The 19,969-nt window shown below is 36.1% G+C and carries 19 protein-coding genes; 5 read left to right on the forward strand and 14 right to left on the reverse strand.

The window, feature by feature from the left end:
• Window positions 1–13 precede the first annotated feature (13 nt).
• The 4 genes from nirD (at window position 14) to AC0L0O_RS14515 (ending at window position 2,991) form a co-directional block, all read left to right on the forward strand.
• Entirely contained in the window at window positions 14–331 is a 318-nt protein-coding gene (gene nirD / locus AC0L0O_RS14500) for a nitrite reductase small subunit NirD (RefSeq protein WP_000616670.1), read from the forward strand.
• Between the two features lie 62 nt (window positions 332–393).
• Window positions 394–1,818: a uroporphyrin-III C-methyltransferase gene (locus tag AC0L0O_RS14505; RefSeq protein WP_001014960.1), complete on the forward strand. Its 1,425-nt coding sequence runs from the start codon at window positions 394–396 to the stop codon at window positions 1,816–1,818.
• A complete protein-coding gene (locus AC0L0O_RS14510) occupies window positions 1,815–2,525 on the forward strand; it encodes a sirohydrochlorin chelatase (protein ID WP_000676461.1) in 711 nt (236 codons plus the stop codon). Before AC0L0O_RS14505 ends, AC0L0O_RS14510 begins: the two co-directional genes overlap by 4 nt.
• Complete coding sequence (locus AC0L0O_RS14515) at window positions 2,518–2,991, forward strand: precorrin-2 dehydrogenase (RefSeq protein ID WP_428888691.1); 474 nt, start codon at window positions 2,518–2,520, stop codon at window positions 2,989–2,991. Before AC0L0O_RS14510 ends, AC0L0O_RS14515 begins: the two co-directional genes overlap by 8 nt.
• A 220-nt stretch (window positions 2,992–3,211) precedes the next feature.
• Here the strand turns inward: AC0L0O_RS14515 and AC0L0O_RS14520 are convergent, their stop codons facing one another.
• The 7 genes from AC0L0O_RS14520 to moaA all read right to left on the reverse strand — a co-directional run bounded on the left by AC0L0O_RS14520 (window position 3,212) and on the right by moaA (window position 9,853).
• A complete protein-coding gene (locus AC0L0O_RS14520) occupies window positions 3,212–4,129 on the reverse strand; it encodes an AEC family transporter (protein ID WP_000497480.1) in 918 nt (305 codons plus the stop codon).
• 353 nt (window positions 4,130–4,482) lie between these two features.
• Complete coding sequence (gene narK, locus AC0L0O_RS14525; protein ID WP_000841852.1) at window positions 4,483–5,652, reverse strand: nitrate transporter NarK; 1,170 nt, start codon at window positions 5,650–5,652, stop codon at window positions 4,483–4,485.
• 80 nt (window positions 5,653–5,732) lie between these two features.
• Entirely contained in the window at window positions 5,733–5,966 is a 234-nt protein-coding gene (gene moaD, locus AC0L0O_RS14530; protein WP_000598698.1) for a molybdopterin converting factor subunit 1, read from the reverse strand.
• Window positions 5,963–6,433, reverse strand: coding sequence for a molybdopterin synthase catalytic subunit MoaE (gene moaE / locus AC0L0O_RS14535; protein WP_000149974.1), 471 nt, complete (start codon window positions 6,431–6,433; stop codon window positions 5,963–5,965). The genes moaD and moaE overlap by 4 nt, the downstream gene beginning before the upstream one ends.
• A 44-nt stretch (window positions 6,434–6,477) precedes the next feature.
• Window positions 6,478–7,767 (reverse strand): molybdopterin molybdotransferase MoeA, encoded by a 1,290-nt coding sequence (moeA, locus tag AC0L0O_RS14540; protein WP_000880211.1) that lies wholly within the window; start codon window positions 7,765–7,767, stop codon window positions 6,478–6,480.
• A gap of 41 nt (window positions 7,768–7,808) precedes the next feature.
• Window positions 7,809–8,822 (reverse strand): molybdopterin-synthase adenylyltransferase MoeB, encoded by a 1,014-nt coding sequence (locus AC0L0O_RS14545; RefSeq protein ID WP_001158137.1) that lies wholly within the window; start codon window positions 8,820–8,822, stop codon window positions 7,809–7,811.
• 17 nt (window positions 8,823–8,839) lie between these two features.
• Window positions 8,840–9,853: a GTP 3',8-cyclase MoaA gene (gene moaA, locus AC0L0O_RS14550; RefSeq protein ID WP_000545021.1), complete on the reverse strand. Its 1,014-nt coding sequence runs from the start codon at window positions 9,851–9,853 to the stop codon at window positions 8,840–8,842.
• Between the two features lie 278 nt (window positions 9,854–10,131).
• Here moaA and AC0L0O_RS14555 point away from each other — a divergent pair, with 278 nt between their 5' ends.
• Window positions 10,132–10,824 carry a Crp/Fnr family transcriptional regulator gene (locus AC0L0O_RS14555; protein WP_000013859.1) on the forward strand — a complete coding sequence of 231 codons (693 nt, stop codon included), beginning with the start codon at window positions 10,132–10,134 and terminating at the stop codon, window positions 10,822–10,824.
• 382 nt (window positions 10,825–11,206) lie between these two features.
• Here the strand turns inward: AC0L0O_RS14555 and AC0L0O_RS14560 are convergent, their stop codons facing one another.
• From AC0L0O_RS14560 to AC0L0O_RS14590, 7 genes are all read right to left on the reverse strand, one after another.
• The gene (locus tag AC0L0O_RS14560) at window positions 11,207–11,854 is read right to left on the reverse strand and encodes an ABC-2 transporter permease (protein ID WP_000906767.1); all 648 of its coding nucleotides are present in this window, start codon (window positions 11,852–11,854) and stop codon (window positions 11,207–11,209) included.
• The gene (locus tag AC0L0O_RS14565; RefSeq protein WP_000994769.1) at window positions 11,844–12,710 is read right to left on the reverse strand and encodes an ABC transporter ATP-binding protein; all 867 of its coding nucleotides are present in this window, start codon (window positions 12,708–12,710) and stop codon (window positions 11,844–11,846) included. The genes AC0L0O_RS14560 and AC0L0O_RS14565 overlap by 11 nt, the downstream gene beginning before the upstream one ends.
• The gene (locus tag AC0L0O_RS14570; RefSeq protein ID WP_000691668.1) at window positions 12,707–13,093 is read right to left on the reverse strand and encodes a GntR family transcriptional regulator; all 387 of its coding nucleotides are present in this window, start codon (window positions 13,091–13,093) and stop codon (window positions 12,707–12,709) included. The genes AC0L0O_RS14565 and AC0L0O_RS14570 overlap by 4 nt, the downstream gene beginning before the upstream one ends.
• 349 nt (window positions 13,094–13,442) lie before the next feature.
• The gene (gene narI / locus AC0L0O_RS14575; RefSeq protein WP_000969198.1) at window positions 13,443–14,132 is read right to left on the reverse strand and encodes a respiratory nitrate reductase subunit gamma; all 690 of its coding nucleotides are present in this window, start codon (window positions 14,130–14,132) and stop codon (window positions 13,443–13,445) included.
• 17 nt (window positions 14,133–14,149) lie between these two features.
• Window positions 14,150–14,680 carry a nitrate reductase molybdenum cofactor assembly chaperone gene (gene narJ, locus AC0L0O_RS14580; protein WP_000814219.1) on the reverse strand — a complete coding sequence of 177 codons (531 nt, stop codon included), beginning with the start codon at window positions 14,678–14,680 and terminating at the stop codon, window positions 14,150–14,152.
• Between the two features lie 19 nt (window positions 14,681–14,699).
• The gene (gene narH / locus AC0L0O_RS14585) at window positions 14,700–16,175 is read right to left on the reverse strand and encodes a nitrate reductase subunit beta (protein WP_042511396.1); all 1,476 of its coding nucleotides are present in this window, start codon (window positions 16,173–16,175) and stop codon (window positions 14,700–14,702) included.
• On the reverse strand, window positions 16,165–19,848 hold the full coding sequence (locus AC0L0O_RS14590) for a nitrate reductase subunit alpha (protein WP_042511397.1): 3,684 nt from the start codon (window positions 19,846–19,848) through the stop codon (window positions 16,165–16,167). Before AC0L0O_RS14590 ends, narH begins: the two co-directional genes overlap by 11 nt.
• Window positions 19,849–19,969: the final 121 nt, after the last annotated feature.

The raw sequence follows: 19,969 nt of genomic DNA on the forward strand, positions 1-19,969 counted from the left end.
AGCTGTGATCTATATGATACAAACGAAAGATAAAATAAAAGTTATGCGTGCAGAAGATCTTCCTATTCAAATCGGTAAAGAGGTCCAAATGAAAGGTATGTCTATCGCCCTATTCCGCCTTTCAAATGGCGATATTCGAGCTGTAGAAAATCGTTGTCCTCATAAAAACGGACCATTAGCCGAAGGAATTGTATCTGGTGAATTCGTCTTTTGTCCGCTACATGATTGGAAGATTTCATTACTTACAGGTGAAGTTCAAAAACCTGATGACGGTTGTATTCAAACGTACGAAGTAGAAATCATTGATGGTGACATTTATATATATATGTAATTTACAAAAGGAAGCCTCCCCCCTGGCTTCCTTTTAAATAAAACTAGATGAGGTGCAATTATATGAACGGATATGTATATTTAGTTGGTGCAGGACCAGGTGATGAAGGGCTTATTACAAAGAAAGCGATAGAGTGTTTAAAACGTGCAGATATTGTTTTATATGACCGTTTACTAAACCCTTTCTTTCTTAGCTATACAAAACAAACATGTGAACTTATGTATTGCGGAAAAATGCCAAAGAATCATATTATGCGACAAGAAATGATTAACGCACACCTTCTTCAATTTGCGCAAGAGGGAAAAATTGTTGTCCGATTAAAAGGCGGAGATCCATCTATTTTTGGCCGTGTTGGTGAAGAAGCAGAAACTTTAGCAGCAGCAAATATTCCATATGAAATTGTACCAGGCATTACATCTAGCATCGCCGCTAGTAGCTATGCAGGTATCCCCCTCACCCACCGTAACTACAGTAATAGCGTCACTTTACTAACCGGACATGCAAAAGGTCCTTTAACCGATCATGGAAAATATAATTCATCTCACAATAGCGATACGATTGCCTACTACATGGGTATAAAAAACTTACCTACAATTTGTGAAGACTTACGACAAGCAGGAAAAAAAGAAGATACGCCAGTAGCAGTTATTGAATGGGGTACAACTGGTAAACAGCGCGTTGTTACAGGGACACTATCTACCATTGTTTCTATCGTCAAAAACGAAAATATTTCTAATCCATCTATGACAATTGTTGGTGATGTCGTTTCATTACGAGATCAAATCGCTTGGAAAGAACATAAACCATTACATGGTAAAAAAGTTTTATTTACATCCGCAACAAATAAAACAAGTGTAATGAAGCAAAAGTTACAAGAAGCTGGTGCAGAAATATATCAAATTCCAACTTTCAAAAAGGAAGAATATACATTAACACTTGAACAAATCAATGAAATTTTTAACGTTAATCGCCTTGTTTTTTGTTCAGCTGAAAGTGTAGAAATTTTGATGCAATCATGTAGTAAATACAAGAAAGATATTCGTTCCTTACAGGCAGAGCTACAACACATGAACGTTGCCACTCAAGAAAAACTTATGCAATATGGGCTACTAAGTAAAGAAGCAAAGTTCTCTTCCGATACAACTGTTTATTTAGGCAGAAATATTAATCGGATTGCTTTTATTCAAGAGAAAATTGGTGCCGGCTCCTATATGATGACTCATAAGTATACAATTGATCATCGTTTCGATGAAGTCCATTCTCGTATGCTTTCAGAATTCTTATGGGATAGCATTGTATTTGAAGGACGCGCTTCTATTGATACGTTTCTAGCAGAAGTAAAACGTCTTGGCTTTATCGATATTGTTACTCTCCCATTCTCGTATACCGACGTTCCAACTTTACGCTATGCAAATAAAGTCGGGTTTCATAACATTGATCATCAATTACAAGAAACTCTTATGCAGAAAGACATGGTAAGACAATGAAAGGAATTGTATATGTTGGACACGGTAGTCGCTTGCAAGAGGGTAACGAACAATTCATTCACTTTATTCAATCTGTTATGAAAGAACGTAACGAAAGAATTCAAAGAATAGCTTTTCTAGAACTAACGACACCTACCATTTCTGATGCAGTTACAGAAACGATACTAGAGGGAGCAACTGAAATAATGATTGTACCTATTTTATTATTTGCAGCAGCTCACTATAAATGTGATATTCCTTTTGAGATAGAAAAAATGCAAAAGCAATATCCACATATAACATTTTCAGTTGTACCACCTTTTAGTACGCATCCGCATATGGTTGAACTTGTAGTGAAAAGAATACGTGAAGCTATGCCAATGCAAAATAGTAGTATTTTACTCGTAGGAAGAGGTAGTAGTGACCCCCAGCCGATACATGAGTTACAGCAAATTGGAGTAGCTGTCGAACAAAAACTCGGTATGCGAGTATGTTGTTCCTTTTTAACGAAAGGAACGCCCTCTTTTACTGCTGAGCTCAAGACTATAACATCGACTGCATCTCATGTATATGTCATGCCGTACCTTCTCTTTACTGGATTATTGCTTCAAAAAATTAAGTTGCATACAAAAAAATACGATCACGTTACAACTTGTAACTGTCTTCAGTTTGATACATATATGAAATTAACATTACTAGAACGAATGGAGGAATATGTGTATGTATAACATGTACCCTCTTATGTTTAATCTACATAATAAAGTGGTCGTTATCATTGGTGGAGGTAAAATCGCATATCGAAAAGCGTCTGGATTAAAAGATACAGGCGCTTTTGTCACCGTTGTCAGCCCAGAAATTTGCAAGGAAATGAAGGAACTTCCTTATATTACTTGGAAGCAAAAAACTTTTAGTAATGATGATATTAAAGATGCTCATCTTATTTATGCAGCTACAAATCAACATGCTATAAATATGATGGTCAAACAGGCCGCCCATGATTTTCAATGGGTTAACGTTGTAAGTGACGGTACAGAATCATCGTTTCACACACCGGGTGTCATCCGAAATGGTGAATATGTTGTAACGATTTCAACTTCAGGTAAAGATCCATCTTTTACGAAGCGTATGAAGCAGGAACTAACATCTATTTTTCCTACTTTTATAAAAAAGCTTTCTCGTACTCACAAATTATAATCTATTTCTTAGCTAAAATAGTAATTACCTTTGGACGAACGTTTTTTAGAAGCGTTTGTTCTTTTGGTTTTGGTTTCTTTTTTGAATTAAGCCGCTTGATTATCAGACATAGTACAATTGTAAACGACACCTAATATATGAAAGACTGTTTTCTTCTCATATCGATAGGATTTCCATCCATCATTCACCACCTCAAATCTATTCGTTTTTAAACGTATATTCAAAACAAAATATATGATAAATAAATAACGACAGTTACTGTAATAATGCTAAAAAGTGTTGAAAATAAAACGATTTGTGCATGTAATTCAGGCTCAATTTGATACTCCATAGCAATGGTTGATGTATTTCTTGAAGTAGGAAAAGAACTTGCAATAAATAATGATTGTGCAACAATACCATCAATGTTTAGTAGATAAATCATGGCAAGTGCTACTAATGGTCCCATTAGTAACCTTCCAATTAAAGCCCATGTTATGACTCGATGGGAAAAATTAAGCTTAATGTTGGATAATTGCGCCCCTAGCAATATGAGTGCTATTGCAACAAAACCATTCGCGAGCTGATTAAGAGGTAGCAAGATAGAATTAGGTAATTGAATTGTAAAAGATTGAAAGAGAATCCCTAATACGAGCGCATGAAATACAGGCAGTCTTAGAAATGATTGAATAATACCTCCGATTGTTTTTGTTGCTGATAGTAAGTTATATATCCCATATGAATAGGTTAAAAGATTCTGGAAAATAACAATAAAAATCTGAATGGAAACCCCCACTGGATTGTGACTGAAAATCAATTGACTTACTGGTAATCCATAATTACCGGAATTCATTAACGAAATGCTATTTTTCAGAGCTGCACTTTCTCCTTTTTCTAACTTTAATATTTTTGAAATGAAATGACTTACTATGATCAGACTCAGACTATAAAGCATTAAATAGTATATTATCTGGAGCAACAAATCTATTTCTATACGAATATCATATATATTCACAAATACAGCCGCAGGCATCAAGCAATACGTAATAAGTGTAGATAGTTGCTTTAAGTCAAATTGAAACTTTCTTTGTAAGATTGCACCAATTAACATCAATATTAATATCGGTAATATTACGTCTAATATAATAAATACAAACATGTAAAACCTCATTCTACATATATTTTAGTTGGATTAAACGCTTTACTACATATGGATCACATTTAATTCATCGGAAAACACCTTCAATTCTCAATAATCAGAAAAAAACGCTTATTTTATTTCCCTCCCCTCTCTTTTCTTTAACATAACAAATATGAGTCATAAAGAAAATTATGGATTATTTATAGAAATTTATAATTTTATCTTATCGACCTAAACTGTATTCTTTAGTTTAAGTGTACTATTTCATAATATCTGTTAGCCTTACTAAAGAATCTGGTCCTAAAAAATATAGCGAAGCCTGTTACTAAAAGAACCGTCCCAAAATACTTTGGAACGGTTCTTTTTCCTTATTAATGATTCTTTAACATCACTAACAGTTTCTCTTGGCTATACATCCATACTGTAATGATTAAACAAGCTAGAGCGACTTCTGATAATGCCATAAATCCAATCGCATAATGACCTGTTAGTTGGAATAGTAATGTTAAAATTAGCGGCGGGAAGAATCCTCCTAGTCCGCCTAAAGCTGAAACAAGCCCATTTACAATACCAGCTTGTTCTGAGAAATACATTGGAACGAGTTTGAAGATTGTACCATTACCGATACCTGCACAAAATGCGACTAGTAGGCAACCAAATGTATACACGTTCATGCTTGGCATAAATGATAGGATAATACCTGAAAGTGTTAAACCGATAAATACGAAGATTAATATTTTAAATGGATTAAATTTATCACCTAACCATCCACCAACTGGACGCATAATTGTTGCGAGTACGATGAATCCTGCTGTCCGCATACCTGCATCTACTTTCTCTAATCCAAAGTGAGATACTAAGAAGTTTGGTAAGTATACGGTAAATGCGACAAATGATCCAAATGTTAAAAAGTAAAAGATACATAAAAACCAAAGTTTTTCATTTTTATATACACCTTTTATTTGTTCCATTAATGGTGTATTCACCTTTTTCTCCTTACGATCACCTAATAAAAAGTTCATGAGTGCAAATGCTGCAAGTAAAACTAAATAACATTGTACTGTCGTTCTCCAGCCAACCGAGGTTGCGATAACTGGTGCTAGAAACGAAGTAATTGCTGTTCCGGCGTTACCGACACCGTAAATACCATTTACAAAACCGTGACTCTCTTTTGGAAAGTATTTTGGTAAAGAAGTTACTCCTACAGAGAATACAGCACCACCGATTCCTACAAATAATCCACCAATAATTAAATCCATCATAGAATTGGCAACACTAATATAAAAAACAGGAAATAATAATAGAATAAAACTAATAAAGAATAATTTTCTTGCTCCGAAACGATTTGTCCAATAACCAATTGGAATACGAAGAACAGACCCTAAAATAACGGGTACTGCTGTTACCATAGAAATTTGTCCCGCAGTTAATGGGATATCCACTTTAATATAGGGCATTAATGATGATAAAATAACCCACACCATAAAACCGATAATTAGATTAGAAGTTTGTAAACTTAATTGAAAATTAGGACTTTTCATCCTGTTCCCTCCTATGTATACGTAGTTATATTCATTCCCTCCAGCCTAATCACGTTCTTACATGATTAGGCTGAAAAGAATCAACCACCACTTACTGGCGGAATCATTGCTACGACATCGCCAGTTTGAATGATGTCATCCTCATTTGCGTATTCTTCATTTATCGCGACCATAATCTCGTTTGAAATTGCTACATTATATTCCTTAACCAGAACTTCCTTCAGCTTCGCGACTGTAATATTTTCACAATCTATGTGCAAGGACGACTTCCTTACTTCTTCCTGTAAATGTGCAAATAATAGCACTTTAATCATATTCTCATCTCCTTTCTAGGCTCACCATTTGCATATGTTACCCGCTCTAACTGATCACCTATCCATGACTCACCATCTTCCCAAAACTCTTTCTTCCAAATTGGAACAATTTGTTTTATACGCTCCATAATATATTCATTTGCTTCATAGGCCGCTTTCCGATGTGGTGTAGCAACAGCCACAACAACAGCAAGATCCGAAATTTGTAACGTACCAATGCGATGTGTAATTGCCACATATGTTCCAGGCCATTTCTCCCCTACTTCGGTACCAATTCTCTCAAGCTGTTTCTCCGCCATCGTCTTATAAGCTACATACTCTAAATAAAGCGTACGTCGGCCTTTCGTAAATTCTCTAACAGTGCCAATAAAAGTAGTAACCGCACCACACTCACGCCGAATTACTTTGTTTGTAACTTCTTCAATTGATATAGGTGTATCAATTACTTCATAATACGTATGTGTCATTTCGCACCTCTTATCTTTGTATAAATTAGCAACCTATTTTTCTATTATTTGTATGAACGAAGCGATTCTTTCCATGGCCATTCACTTCCGCTGGTTGATTCTAGTAACAGTACCGAAACAGTAATTCCAGCTTTAAATCCTCTCGTTCCCCCTGGCAAAACAATAAATGCATTCGCTTCTGCAAGTGAAGAAATTGCGCTAGATTTATCTAAACCAACTGGTGTAACTTGTAATTGACCATCTGCAAATTCCACTCTCCCTCTTACAAAACGAGTAAACGGATTTGCTTTCGAAAAGTCTTTCTGTAAAATTGCTTCTGCACGATAAATATGTGAATCTTTCCTATGCAAATATGTTCCAATGACTGGTCGAACATATAACTCACATCCGACATAACAAGCTGAAGGATTACCAGATAGACCAAATAATAGTTTTCCCTCTATCTCAGCTACAGTTGTCACACTTCCTGGTCGCATCGCAATTTTATTGAAAAGTACATTTGCTTGTAATCTCTCATAAATAGCAGGTAAATAGTCATAGTCTCCTATCGAAACACCACCAGTTGTAATTAAAATATCGACTTCTTTTATTGCTTTTTTTACAGTGTTAAAACAAGTCTCAAAATCGTCAGCGAATTTCCCATAATACTGTACAACTCCGCCCGCTCGTTCAATTTGAGCAGCAATCATATAGGAATTACTATTTCGAATCTTTCCTGGTTTTAATTGTTCATGTACTTCAAGTAGTTCACTACCCGTCGTTACAATGCCAATAATCGGCCGTTTTACAACGTGTACGGAACTATAACCAAACGTAGCAAGAAGTGCTGCAACTCCCGGGTTAATAACAGTCCCTTCTTTCACAAGGATAGTATTTTGTTTTACATCTTCACCTTTAAAAGAAATGTTATCACCGGCTGCGAAACAGCGTTTTAATGTCATATAAGTCTTTTCGTTTTTTTCAAATCCTTCCGTTAGTTCTAACATAACAACCGCATTACACCCTCTCGGAATTGCGGCTCCTGTCATAATACGGACAGCTTGAAATGCTTTCACTTCTTCTGTAAAAACAACCCCTGCTCCAATTTCACCAATCACTTCAAACTGAATGGGATTACTGCTACTTGCTTCTTTTGTATCTTCCGCTCGAATCGCAAATCCGTCGTACGGAGAGCGATCAAAATGCGGGACATCATGATCTGCAATAACATCTTCTCCAAGCGTTCTTCCGTAACTTTCTATAAGAGAAACCTCTTCTGTTTCACCTTGATGAGCATATTTCATTACTCGTGCAACTGCTTCTGCCACTGGAATCGGTATACGTTTTGCTAACATTCTTTTTCACCTCGTTTTAATAAGGGGGAAACTCTCTCTGTTCATCCTATATATTTTGCGTACAATCGTTTTGCTATTTTCACATCATTTGTCCCATGAATAAATGCCCTACCGTCTGTAAATAAAACGAAACGATATTCATCAATTAGAAATGATAGTAAGTACGGCGTTTTTTGGACATGTACAATTTTTTGTAATCTTTTTTTGATTTCGTTTAAATATAGAACTCTCTTTATTCCTGGACGGATTTGAACTGTATTCCGTCCGCATAGCACCTCCGTTTTCACCTGTGATTCAAATGTTAAACTTGGGTACGTACGTGTATTTCCGCAAGATGGACATGTACTTTTTTTCTGTTTATTTACTTTTAATGAGAGAAATTGATTGTTCCAAATATCAAATGATAACATTGTTCCTCGTAGCGTCTCGAAATCATCCACCAATATTTTCATTGCTTCTGTCACTTGGTGAGCAACAACCATCTGTACAGCTGGCTGAATAATTCCCGCTGTATCACATGTTGCACCGCCCATCGGATGATCCATTAAGCAGCGAAAACATGGTGTTTTTCCTGGAAGAATTGTGTACGTTACACCGTAACTTCCAATGCATCCACCGTATATCCAAGGTATATTTTCTTTTTGTGAAATATCATTTATAAGTAGACGCGTATCAAAGTTGTCAGTCGCATCTAATATGAGATCCACTTCTTTCGTTAACTCTTCCATTTCTTTCATTGTGACATCCGTTACAACTGGTACAATTTCCACCTCAGAATTAATCTTTCTTACATGTTCTGCCGCTGCAATTGCTTTTGGTTTGCATTGTTTTGCATCTTCTTCTGTATATAACTGTTGCCGTTGTAAATTACTCCATTCGACATAGTCACGATCGGCAATTGTCAATTTCCCAATTCCCATCCGAACGAGCGCTTCTGCATTTGCAGCTCCTAGCGCCCCCGCACCAATTAAGAGCACATGCTTTTCCCTTATTTTCCTTTGTCCCATTTCACCTATTCCAGAAAACAATACTTGTCTTGAATATCGCTCTTGCATAAGGAATCCTCCTTTCGCTATCCACCAATGTAAGACATCTCAACTTTTTGACGTTTATTTGTACTTTCCGCCGTTCTTTCATCTGAATATCGATCTGTTCTATATCGCCATGTATGTTGTAAAATTTTTAATAGTGATGCATCAGAAATATTTTCTCGAAGAAGCGATCGTAAATCCGTTCCTTTTTCTCCAAATAAGCACGTATAAAACTTGCCGTCTGCCGAAATACGTGCTCTCGTACAAGAAGAACAAAATGACTCAGATACTGAAGTAATAAATCCAACTTCAGCATCGTTTCCTACATATCGATACAATTTCGCAACTTCTCCAAAGTAACGAGGTTTAACAGGTTCAATTGGATATACACGATTAATTTTCTCTATTAATTGTTCCTTCGTAACGACTTGTTCAAAGTTCCATCCGTTCGTACTGCCTACATCCATAAACTCAATGAAACGTAACTGTATTTCTTGTTCTTTAAAATACTGAGCCATAGGAAGAATTTGACTATCATTCATCCCTTTTTTTACGACCATATTTACCTTTACTTCTAATCCAGCTTCCTTCGCTGCTTCAATTCCTTTCAGTACAGGTTTCGTACTTACATGTCTTCCATTAATTTTTTGGAAGACACGATCCTCTATTGCATCTAAACTAATATTTACACGCTTTAATCCTGCTTCTTTTAGCGCCTTAGCTTGTTTTGCTAAATGAATTCCGTTTGTTGTGAGCCCAATATCTTTTAAGCCTTCTAGCTTTGCAAGTCTTGCAATTAACTTCGGTAAGTCTTTACGCAATAAAGGTTCACCGCCAGTAAGCCTAATTTTATTAACTCCCATACTTATAAATAATCTCGCTAACCTTTCTATTTCATCAAACGTTAATAAACACTCTTCCTGTAAAAAAGCATAATCAGGTCCGAACACTTCAGCAGGCATACAATATGTGCACCTAAAATTACAACGATCAATAACTGAAATGCGTAAATCTTGAAGTGGCCGCTTTAAAGAATCTTTCATGTTCTCGTGCATCTATATCCCTTCTTTTCTGCTGCAATCCTTAGTAAGCTTTCATTTTTTTATTTGCCTTTATTATAAAAAAGAAGCTACATATTCAATGTGACTTTTCTCACATCACTTTCCCCATTCAAAAACTTTTCACAAATCCGTTCGCATTTTGTTCACATCTTCAGGCCATACTCCTTACGGTCATTGAAATTTTACATTATTTTTAAAATAGCTCTTGCATTTTCATCATATTTACACTCAAAATAGGAAATGTATTGCTTATAAGAAGAAAGGTGATTGCTGTGGCAAACAGTATGACATTATCTCAAGATTTAAAAGAATTACTTGCATCTGTTGAATATAAAATGCAGATAAAAAAAGGTAGTTTTATTTTTCAAGAAGGTATGGAGGCAACCGAACTCTATATCATCCACTCAGGAAAAGTACAAATTAGTAAACTTAGTGCTGACGGACAAGAACTAACACTTCGAATTTGTTCGGCATACGACATTATTGGAGAATTAACATTGTTCACGGATAATGCGAAGTATTTATTAAATTCAAAATGCCTTGAAGATGTTGAAGTAGGCGTTATAAAGCGTGAAGCGTTAGAAAAAGAATTACTCCAAAAACCAGCTCTTGTATTTGAATTTATGAAATGGATTAGTGAACATTTAAGAAGAATGCAAACGAAGTTCCGAGATTTAGTATTACACGGCAAAAAAGGTGCCTTATATTCTACTCTCATACGAATGACAAATAGTTATGGTGTTTTAAAGGAAAATGGTATTCTCATCGATTTACCGTTAACGAATCAAGAACTTGCTAATTTCTGTGCAACTTCACGTGAAAGTGTAAATCGAATGTTAAATGAATTAAAAAAGCAAGGTACAATTTCTATTCATAAAGGAAAGATTACAATCCACGATTTACAATTTTTAAAATGTGAAATTGCTTGTGAAGATTGTTCTGCTTCTGTTTGTAGTATCGATTAGCGTCTTATTTAGATGCTAATCTTTTTTCATATTATGTTCTTTTTTAAACTTAACAGTTAACTCCCCATTGCCATCAAGATAAGATGTTGAAATACTCTAAAAGCGATTTTTTACCTTTTCATAGCTATAATATAGGAATCCGATTTATTATTTTGAGAAGCAATGAATTTTTTAACCTGATAGCGATGGGATTTTGTCCTCTGCTTAGTAAAATAATTAAAAAGACTACTGGTGTAAAGGTTTAGTTTATTTCAATATGTATAAAATTTACTTAATCAAGAAAAAGGGACATTGCAAAAGGGTATTAAATTTTAAAAAGTACTGAATTCGTATGTATTACATATTTCCTTTAACAATGATCCCTATTATATTTAAAAATTACTTATAAATCTTTTTTTGCATATATCTTTAGAGATATAATCATTGAGACAAGACTAATGACTAGTGAAATAAAACAAAGCATCCAGTCTTGAGTAATTTGCGGGAATGGAAATGTAATTGTAAAATCAATGTGAATCGATTGAACTCCTCTTATAAGAGTAGGAGCGACAAAAGGTATTAAAAAAACAGTGAAAAATGATATGAATTTTGTTTTGTCATAACCAAATTTAAATTGAATAGGAAGTAATATACCAAATAGAATACTTAGAATTAAAAATGTTATTCCAAGAGCATTTACGCTGAGTTTTTCTATACCCGATGGCATAATAATTGATATAATGATACGAATGATAGAGATACAAATGAAGATTATAAAGAGAAAGAGATACTTTGCTTTTACAAATGTATTTCGTGTGTACGGAGTTGCACAAAGTAAAGCAGCTCCTTTATACTGATCCTCGAATTTTGATATTGTACTAAACAAAATATGCTCTGTTAAAAGCACTGTTATAAGAAACCCTACAAGACCGCCATCATTTAACTGTATTTGTGAAGAAACATAAATAGGAGCGACAGCTGCAAAAATGAGTAGAATTAAGGAATATTTTTTAACTAACATAAAGTCTTTCAATACAAGGTTAATTAACATGATTATTACCTCCAATGTATGAAAGCATAATATCTTCTATAGTTGGTCTTTCCATTAATACATCAGGCATTAGGCGATGCACATCATCTTTTTTATGAGTAATCCCCTCAAACCCATATTGAGATTGGTGCAAATTTAAAAAAAGAGATTTAGTTTGCTCATTAATTAACCGATTGTCACCTTTTACTAATGCATGAGTCTCTACTAATATATCTTTTTCCTCATTAACTACAATTTCCCCATCATTAATTAAAATAATTATATCGGCAATTTTATCTAAATCAGAGGTAATATGAGTAGAAAAAAAGACACTTTTACCTGGTTCCTTCATAAAATCCAGAAGAATATTCATCAATTCATTCCGTACTAATGGATCCAAACCACTTGTTGGTTCATCCATTATCAGTAAGTCTGCATGGTGTGATAAAGCCAAAGCAACCGCAAATTTCATCCGCATCCCTTTAGATAGAGTAGAAATTTTTTGTCTTAGATTTAAATTAAATTGTTTAATATAAGATAAGAAGACTGCTTCATCCCAGTCAGTATAAGAAGGGGCAATCACATTTTTCATTTCTTTCAATGTTAATTCATCATAGAAATACCCCTCATCTAACACAATGCCAATTTTGTTTTTAGATTTCCTTTCATTTTTATCCATATCTTTTCCGGAAAACCTAATATTTCCGGAATCTTTTAAAATAAGTCCAAGGATTGCTTTAATCGTAGTAGTTTTCCCAGAACCATTCGTACCAATAAACCCTGTTATACAGTCTTTTTCAAGTGAAAAAGTAACATCTTTTAATGAAAAATTACCATAAGATTTGTTTAGTTTATTCACTTCTAGTACAGCATTCATTTGCCACTCTCCTCCTCTTCTAAAATTAAGTCCATCATTGAATGGAGATCATCCGCATGAATTCCTATACTTCGAGCAATTTGACAGACTTCTGCAAGTTTGACTTCTACCATGTGGCGCTTTGATTCCATTAATAACTCTAAGTTTGTGGGAGCTACATAGGTTCCTTTACCAACCCTAGTAATAATAAAACCTTCTGCTTCTAGTTCCGCATAGACCCTTTTTGTAGTTAATACACTTACATGTAAGTCGTTGGCCAATAAGCGAATTGATGGTAGCTGTTCGCCTTCTTTTAACTCATCGTTAAATATCGATTCTTTAATCTGTTCCTTTATTTGCTGATATAAAGGTTGATTTGACACATTACTTAAAATTATTTTCATTAAACAACCTCTCAATCAATTATTGTTATGTTATATGATACACACCATACACACCATACACACCATACACACCATACACAGTTAAAATTATAAATTATAAAAAATGAATTAACAAGATATATTGTTACAAAATTGTTGAATATTTTAAAAATAGATATTTTATAGGTTTATTGGTAATACATATATTTTTTGTAGTCATAGAAATCTCAAAAAGAACCAGTCACCCCTATCCTCTTATTACTCTTAGGTTGATGGTCATGGACAATCTCCCCTATATGAATAAAACGAGGCCTGCCATATGAGACCTCGTTTCGTTTTAACTGCTAACTCCTATTCGTTTACAGCAGTATTATTTTTTCAATTCATTCGGAATACGCCTTCTGTAAATAACATAACTACGGCTTATATATTTAATTGGGGCACTAAATACATGTACCAGTCTTGTGAATGGCCATACTGCGAAAAGCCCTAGCCCTGCAAGAATATGAATTTTAAACCATACAGGTACTTCCATCATATATTCAACTTTCGGTTGGAAAATGAAGAGGCTTCGGAACCATGGACCGATCGTTGTACGATAATCAAATCCTTTTGAGTCGATATTTAAAAACGTTGAAGAAAGTCCTGCTAGCATTACGATAAGTAATAGAATAAGCGCAATATAATCTCCCTTTGTACTCGTTGCAATAATACGTTTTACTGTTACGCGGCGGTACGTTAATATAATTAAACCGACGATTGAAGCAATACCTGCCGGAAGACCAAAACTAATTGCTACTACATGATACATATGCTCAGAAATACCTATGGAACGGTATACAGCTTCTGGAATTAAAATCCCCATAACATGCCCGCCAATTACGAACATAATCCCAAAGTGGAATAATATACTTCCTATTCGGAGCATTTTCTTTTCTAATAGTTCACTAGATTTTGATGTCCAACCAAATTGATCATAGTTGTATCTGAAAATATGTCCACCGATAAAGATTGCAAAAATGATATAGGGAAACAATACCCATAGAAATTGATCCATCATTTTGACAACTCTCCTTTCTAATTTGTCTGTACACCCCATGTATCGATAGCAAGTAAAACAGCCGAAAGAATTGGTTCATACATACTATCTGCTTCTTTTAACTGAACGTGTAATGCTTGTATATTCTCCTTGTATTTACTCATAATTGGTTCGCTGTCTTGCTCATTTGCATTTGCAAAAAACTCGAGTAATAGCGGTAAGTAATCAGGTAGTTCTTTATCTGTTACTTCAAAACCAGATTTTTTATAGTGCTGTTTTAACTCTAGTAATTCAATACCTCTTTCTCTTTGTTCACCGGTGTTCATATACGTTAAATACATATTTGTCTTCTTACCAAAATCAAATGTATATACGTAACTATCAATAAGTTGATCGTTCGTTTTATGTAGTGCTTGTTTTATAAATGTTGTAAGTGATGCTTTAACGTCTTCCTGTTCAATTGCTTCAATCTCTTCTAGTAATTCAGTTAAAGCTTCTCTCCACCCAAGTTCCGGGTAAGAGAGAAGGAATGAAGAACAAGAAAAAGCAGTTTGTAGACTTTGTTTCATATTTTTCCGCCCCCATTATTTAAGAAATTGTCATACAAGAACCTGGACCACCTGCAAATGATAAACCACAGCTTCCTTGCTCGCTGTATAAATCTGCCACTTGTTCACGATGAGATGTCGGGATGACGAAGCGATCTTTATATTTTGCAATGGCAAGAAGATGATACATATCTTCTACATCCTGTTTCGTTAAACCAAGTTCTTTTAATACAGCTTCATTTGGTTCTTTATTAATTTGCAGTGCTCTCATATGCGTTCGCATAACAGCCATTTTTTTCAATGTAAGTCGAATGTGTGATTCATCTCCTGCAGTGAGTAGATTCGCTAAATATTGAATTGGAATACGCATATTATCGATAGCAGGGAAAATCTCTTCTGCTTGCCAGTTACTACCTTTCCCTTCCACCATATTCATAATTGGGCTAAGCGGTGGGATATACCAAACCATTGGCATTGTACGATACTCCGGATGAAGAGGTAGAGCAATTTTCCAATCGATAATCATTTTATAGATTGGTGACTGTTGTGCCGCTTTAATCCACTCTTCAGGAATGCCTTGTTTTTTCGCTTCAGCTGCTACTTCAGGATCATTTGGATCTAGGAAAACAGTAAGCTGAGATTCATATAAATCTTTTTCATTCTCAACAGAAGCCGCTTCTTTTACTTTGTCAGCGTCATATAGCATTACCCCAATATATCTGATACGTCCTACACATGTTTCCGAACAAATTGTTGGCATACCAGCTTCAATACGTGGGAAACACATTGTACATTTTTCCGCTTTATTCGTTTGCCAATTAAAGTACACTTTTTTATATGGGCAAGACGATACGCAGAATCTCCATGCACGACATGCGTTTTGATCCACAAGAACAATCCCATCTTCTTCCCGTTTATACATCGCACCAGATGGACAAGACGATACGCAAGATGGATTCATACAATGTTCGCATATGCGTGGTAAATACATCATAAAGACATTTTCAAAATCGGTTTTAATTTCTTCTTCCATTTTCTTTACGTTCGGATCTTGTAATCCTGTTATATGTCCACCAGCTAAATCATCTTCCCAGTTTGGACCCCATTCAATTTTGTCGATAAATTCGCCTGTAATTGCTGATTTTGGACGAGCAACTGGCTGATGCTTACGCTGCGGACTATTTGTTAACGTTTCATAATCATAGTTCCACGGTTCAAAGTAATCATCAATTGTTGGTTGATCTGGATTGTGGAAAATATTCATAAGGCGCTTCATTTTCGAACCGGATTTCAGCTGAATTTCACCATTTTTCAATTCCCAGCCGCCTTTATATTTCTCCTGATCCTCCCACTGCTTCGGATAACCAATACCAGGTTTTGTTTCTACGTTATTGAAATACATATATTCAGCACCTGGACGATTTGTCCAGGTGTTTTTGCACGTTACGCTACAAGTATGGCAGCCGATGCATTTATCTAGGTTCATTACCATTCCGACTTGTGCTTTAATCTTCAAGCCAATCTACCTCCTTCAGTTTGCGAATTACAACGTTTAAATCGCGCTGGTTCCCAGTTGGACCATAATAGTTAAATCCATAACTTAATTGACCATATCCACCAATCATATGTGTTGGTTTCACGTGAATGCGAGTTGGACTATTATGTGTTCCCCCGCGGTTACTTGTTAATTTCGTACCAGGTACGTTTATATGACGATCTTGTGCATGATGCATAAACGCCATTCCTCTCGGTATACGATGCGTTACAACAGCACGTGCTACAACAACACCGTTACGGTTAAAACACTCGATCCAATCATTATCCGCAACGCCTGCTTCAGCTGCATCCTCTTTATTCATCCAAACGGTTGGACCACCTCTAAACAGCGTTAACATCGGTAATGAATCAAAGTACATACTATGAATGGACCACTTATTATGCGGCGTTAAATAGTTTAATGTAATTTCTTTTCCTTCTACTTCAGGCCGTGATTTACGGAACGGTTTATGTTGTAGAATTGGTTTAAATGTTGCCATCGTTTCACCAAATTCTTTCATCATGTCATGATCTAAATAGAAAGATTGTCGTCCAGTGATTGTTCTCCAAGGGATGAGACGTTCTACATTTGTTGTAAATGGTGAGTAACGGCGCCCACCTTTTTCAGAACCTGTAAAGGCTGGAGAAGTAATTACTGTTTTTGGCTGCGCTGTAATTTGTTCAAATGTGAAGCATTCTTCTTCACGTTCTTCTGCTAAATCACGTAATTTTAAATCTGTTTGTTTTTCAAGTGCTTCCCATGCTTTTACAGCCATATGACCGTTTGTTGTAGAAGAAAGCGTTAATACCGCTTCAGCAGCATTGATTGCTTCTTTTATGTCTGGACAACCTTTCGCAATAGAATCTGTTCGAACAACTCCTAACCGGCTCTTTAATTGCTCATACTCTTTTTCTGCTGACCAAGAAATTCCTTTCGTACCAATCGGTTGTTTCCCGGCATTTGGTCCTAGCGCAGTCATTTTGTCATAAATCGTTTTATAATCCCTTTCGACAACATGAATTTGTGGCATCGTTTTACCGGGTATTGGTTCACACTCACCTTTGCTCCAATCTTTAATCTTACCAAGTGGTTGTGCTAATTCTTGCGGTGTATCGTGAAGAAGTGGTGTTGCCACAACTTCTTTCATTGGGTCAAGATCAATTTTCTCTGCTAAATCTGACACAGCTTTAGAAAGTGAAGTGAAAATATCCCAGTCAGAACGTGCTTCCCATGGTGAACCGATTGCTGGATTAAACGGATGCACAAATGGATGCATATCTGTACTGCTTAAATCGTGTTTTTCGTACCAAGTTGAAGCTGGTAAGACGATATCAGAATAAAGTGCTGTTCCAGCCATACGGAAGTCTAAGTTAATGAGTAAATCAAGCTTCCCTTCTGGTGCATCCTCATGCCACTTAATTTCTTCTGGTCGTAACGAATCCCTATCGTCATTCATTAATCCATTTGTTGTACCTAATAAATGTTTTAAGAAATATTCGTGCCCTTTACCGGAACTTGAAATTAAGTTCGCACGCCATACGAATAAGTTGCGTGGGAAGTTATTTTTGTTATCTGGATCTTCAATCGCAAATTTTAGTTCTTTTTCTTTTAATTTTTGTGCAACATATTTTCCGATTTCTTCTTGGGTTGTTGCACCAGCAGCAACAGCTTCTTTATATAGTTCAATTCCATTTTTCTCAAATGTCGGATACGAAGGTAACCAGCCAAGTCGCGCCGCTAATACGTTGTAATCACCGTGATGTTGATAACGAGAGTTGCCTTCGACTGGTGATGCTAAATGTCCCACTGGTGTATCTTCATAGCGCCATTGATCTGTTACGAAATAGAAGAAAGATGTACCATTTTGTAATTTTGGTGGCCCTTGCCAATCTTTTGCCATTGCGATTGTTTGCCATCCTTCTGCTGGTCGTAATTTTTCTTGCCCAACGTAATGCGCCCAGCCACCGCCGTTTACACCTTGTGCTCCGACGAGAAGTACAAGATTTAAAACGGCGCGATAAATCGTATCAGAGTTAAACCAATGGTTAATACCAGCTCCGACAATAATCATTGAGCGACCGTTCGTATCAACAGCATTTTGTGCGAACTCACGAGCGATTTGAATAATAAGCTCACGTTTTACTCCTGTCATTTTCTCTTGCCATGCAGGTGTAAACGGCACGTCATCATTGAAGTCTTTCGGCTCTTGTCCGCCAAGCCCTCGGTTCACACCGTAATTTGCTAACGTTAAGTCGTATACGGTTGTAACGAACACTTCGCCTTCTTCTGTCATAACCTTTTTCACTGGAATTGTACGTTCTAACACTGTGTTTCCATCATCAGAGAAGTACGGAATTTGCACCGTTTGAACACTATCTTCCATTCCAAGTAAAGAAAGACGTGGATCAATCTTTTCACCTGTTTCTTCATCTTCTAAACGTAAATTCCATTTCTTTTCGTTATCCCAACGTGACCCCATTGTGCCATGAGGTGTTGCAAAATCATTCGTGTTCTCGTTCCAAAGTACAGGTTTCCATTCTCCTAACTTTGTTTCGCGTCCAATATCAGAAGCATTTAAGAATCGATCCGCAACGAATTGGTCTCCTTTTTGTTTCAATGTAACGAAGAAAGGAAAATCAGTATATTGCTTCGCATACTTTGTGAAGTATTCCACTTGATTATCTACGTAAAATTCTTGTAAGATCACGTGCCCCATTGCCATCGCAAGTGCACCGTCTGTACCTTGTTTCACACTAATCCAATCATCCGCAAACTTCGTAGATTCAGCAAAGTCAGGACTGACAGAAACGACTTTCGTTCCTTTATATCGAACCTCTGCTAAAAAGTGAGCATCTGGTGTTCTCGTCATCGGTACATTTGAACCCCACGTCATAATGTAACCAGAGTTATACCAATCACTACTTTCTGGTACATCTGTTTGATCGCCCCAAATTTGCGGCGAAGCTGGTGGTAAATCTGCATACCAATCATAAAAACTAAGCATTGGCCCGCCCATAAGTTGCATAAAGCGGCTGCCTGCAGCATGACTTAACATCGACATAGCTGGAATTGGTGAAAAGCCAACATTTCGGTCTGGACCGTATTTCATTACTGTATATAATAATGAAGCTGAAACGAGTTGTAACACTTCATCCCAATTCGCACGAACGAATCCCCCTTTACCACGTGCCTGCTTATACTTGCGTGCTTTTTCAGGGTTTTCCACAATGCTTTTCCAAGCATCTAATGGTGACTCATTATTTTGTAATTCCTCTAGCCACATACTCCAAAGAACACCACGTACATACGGATATTTCACACGAAGTGGACTATAAATGTACCAAGAAAAACTCGCTCCACGTGGACACCCTCGTGGTTCAAAGTCAGGCATATCTGGACCTGTTGTTGGATAGTTAAGCTCCTGTCCTTCCCAAGTTACAATTCCATCTTTCACATAAATGTTCCAACTACATGAACCAGTACAGTTCACACCATGTGTAGAACGAATTACTTTATCATGCTGCCAACGCTTTCTATACACATTCTCCCATTCACGATCTTCATATGTTTCTTGTGTATGATTATCGTTATAACGATCTATTGGTGAAAAATATTTTAAACGTCTCATTAGTGCTGAAGGTTTCTTCTTCATACTGTTCACTCCTTTAATACGTCTCTCTTACATACCCTTACTATAAGAGAGGTTGTAAAATACAGATGTGACATTTCGCACAGTTCAAGAGATTGTCAAAAATTCAGTAGAAAATAAGTTT

The organism is Bacillus sp. GS3m_15504, assembly GCF_055825275.1.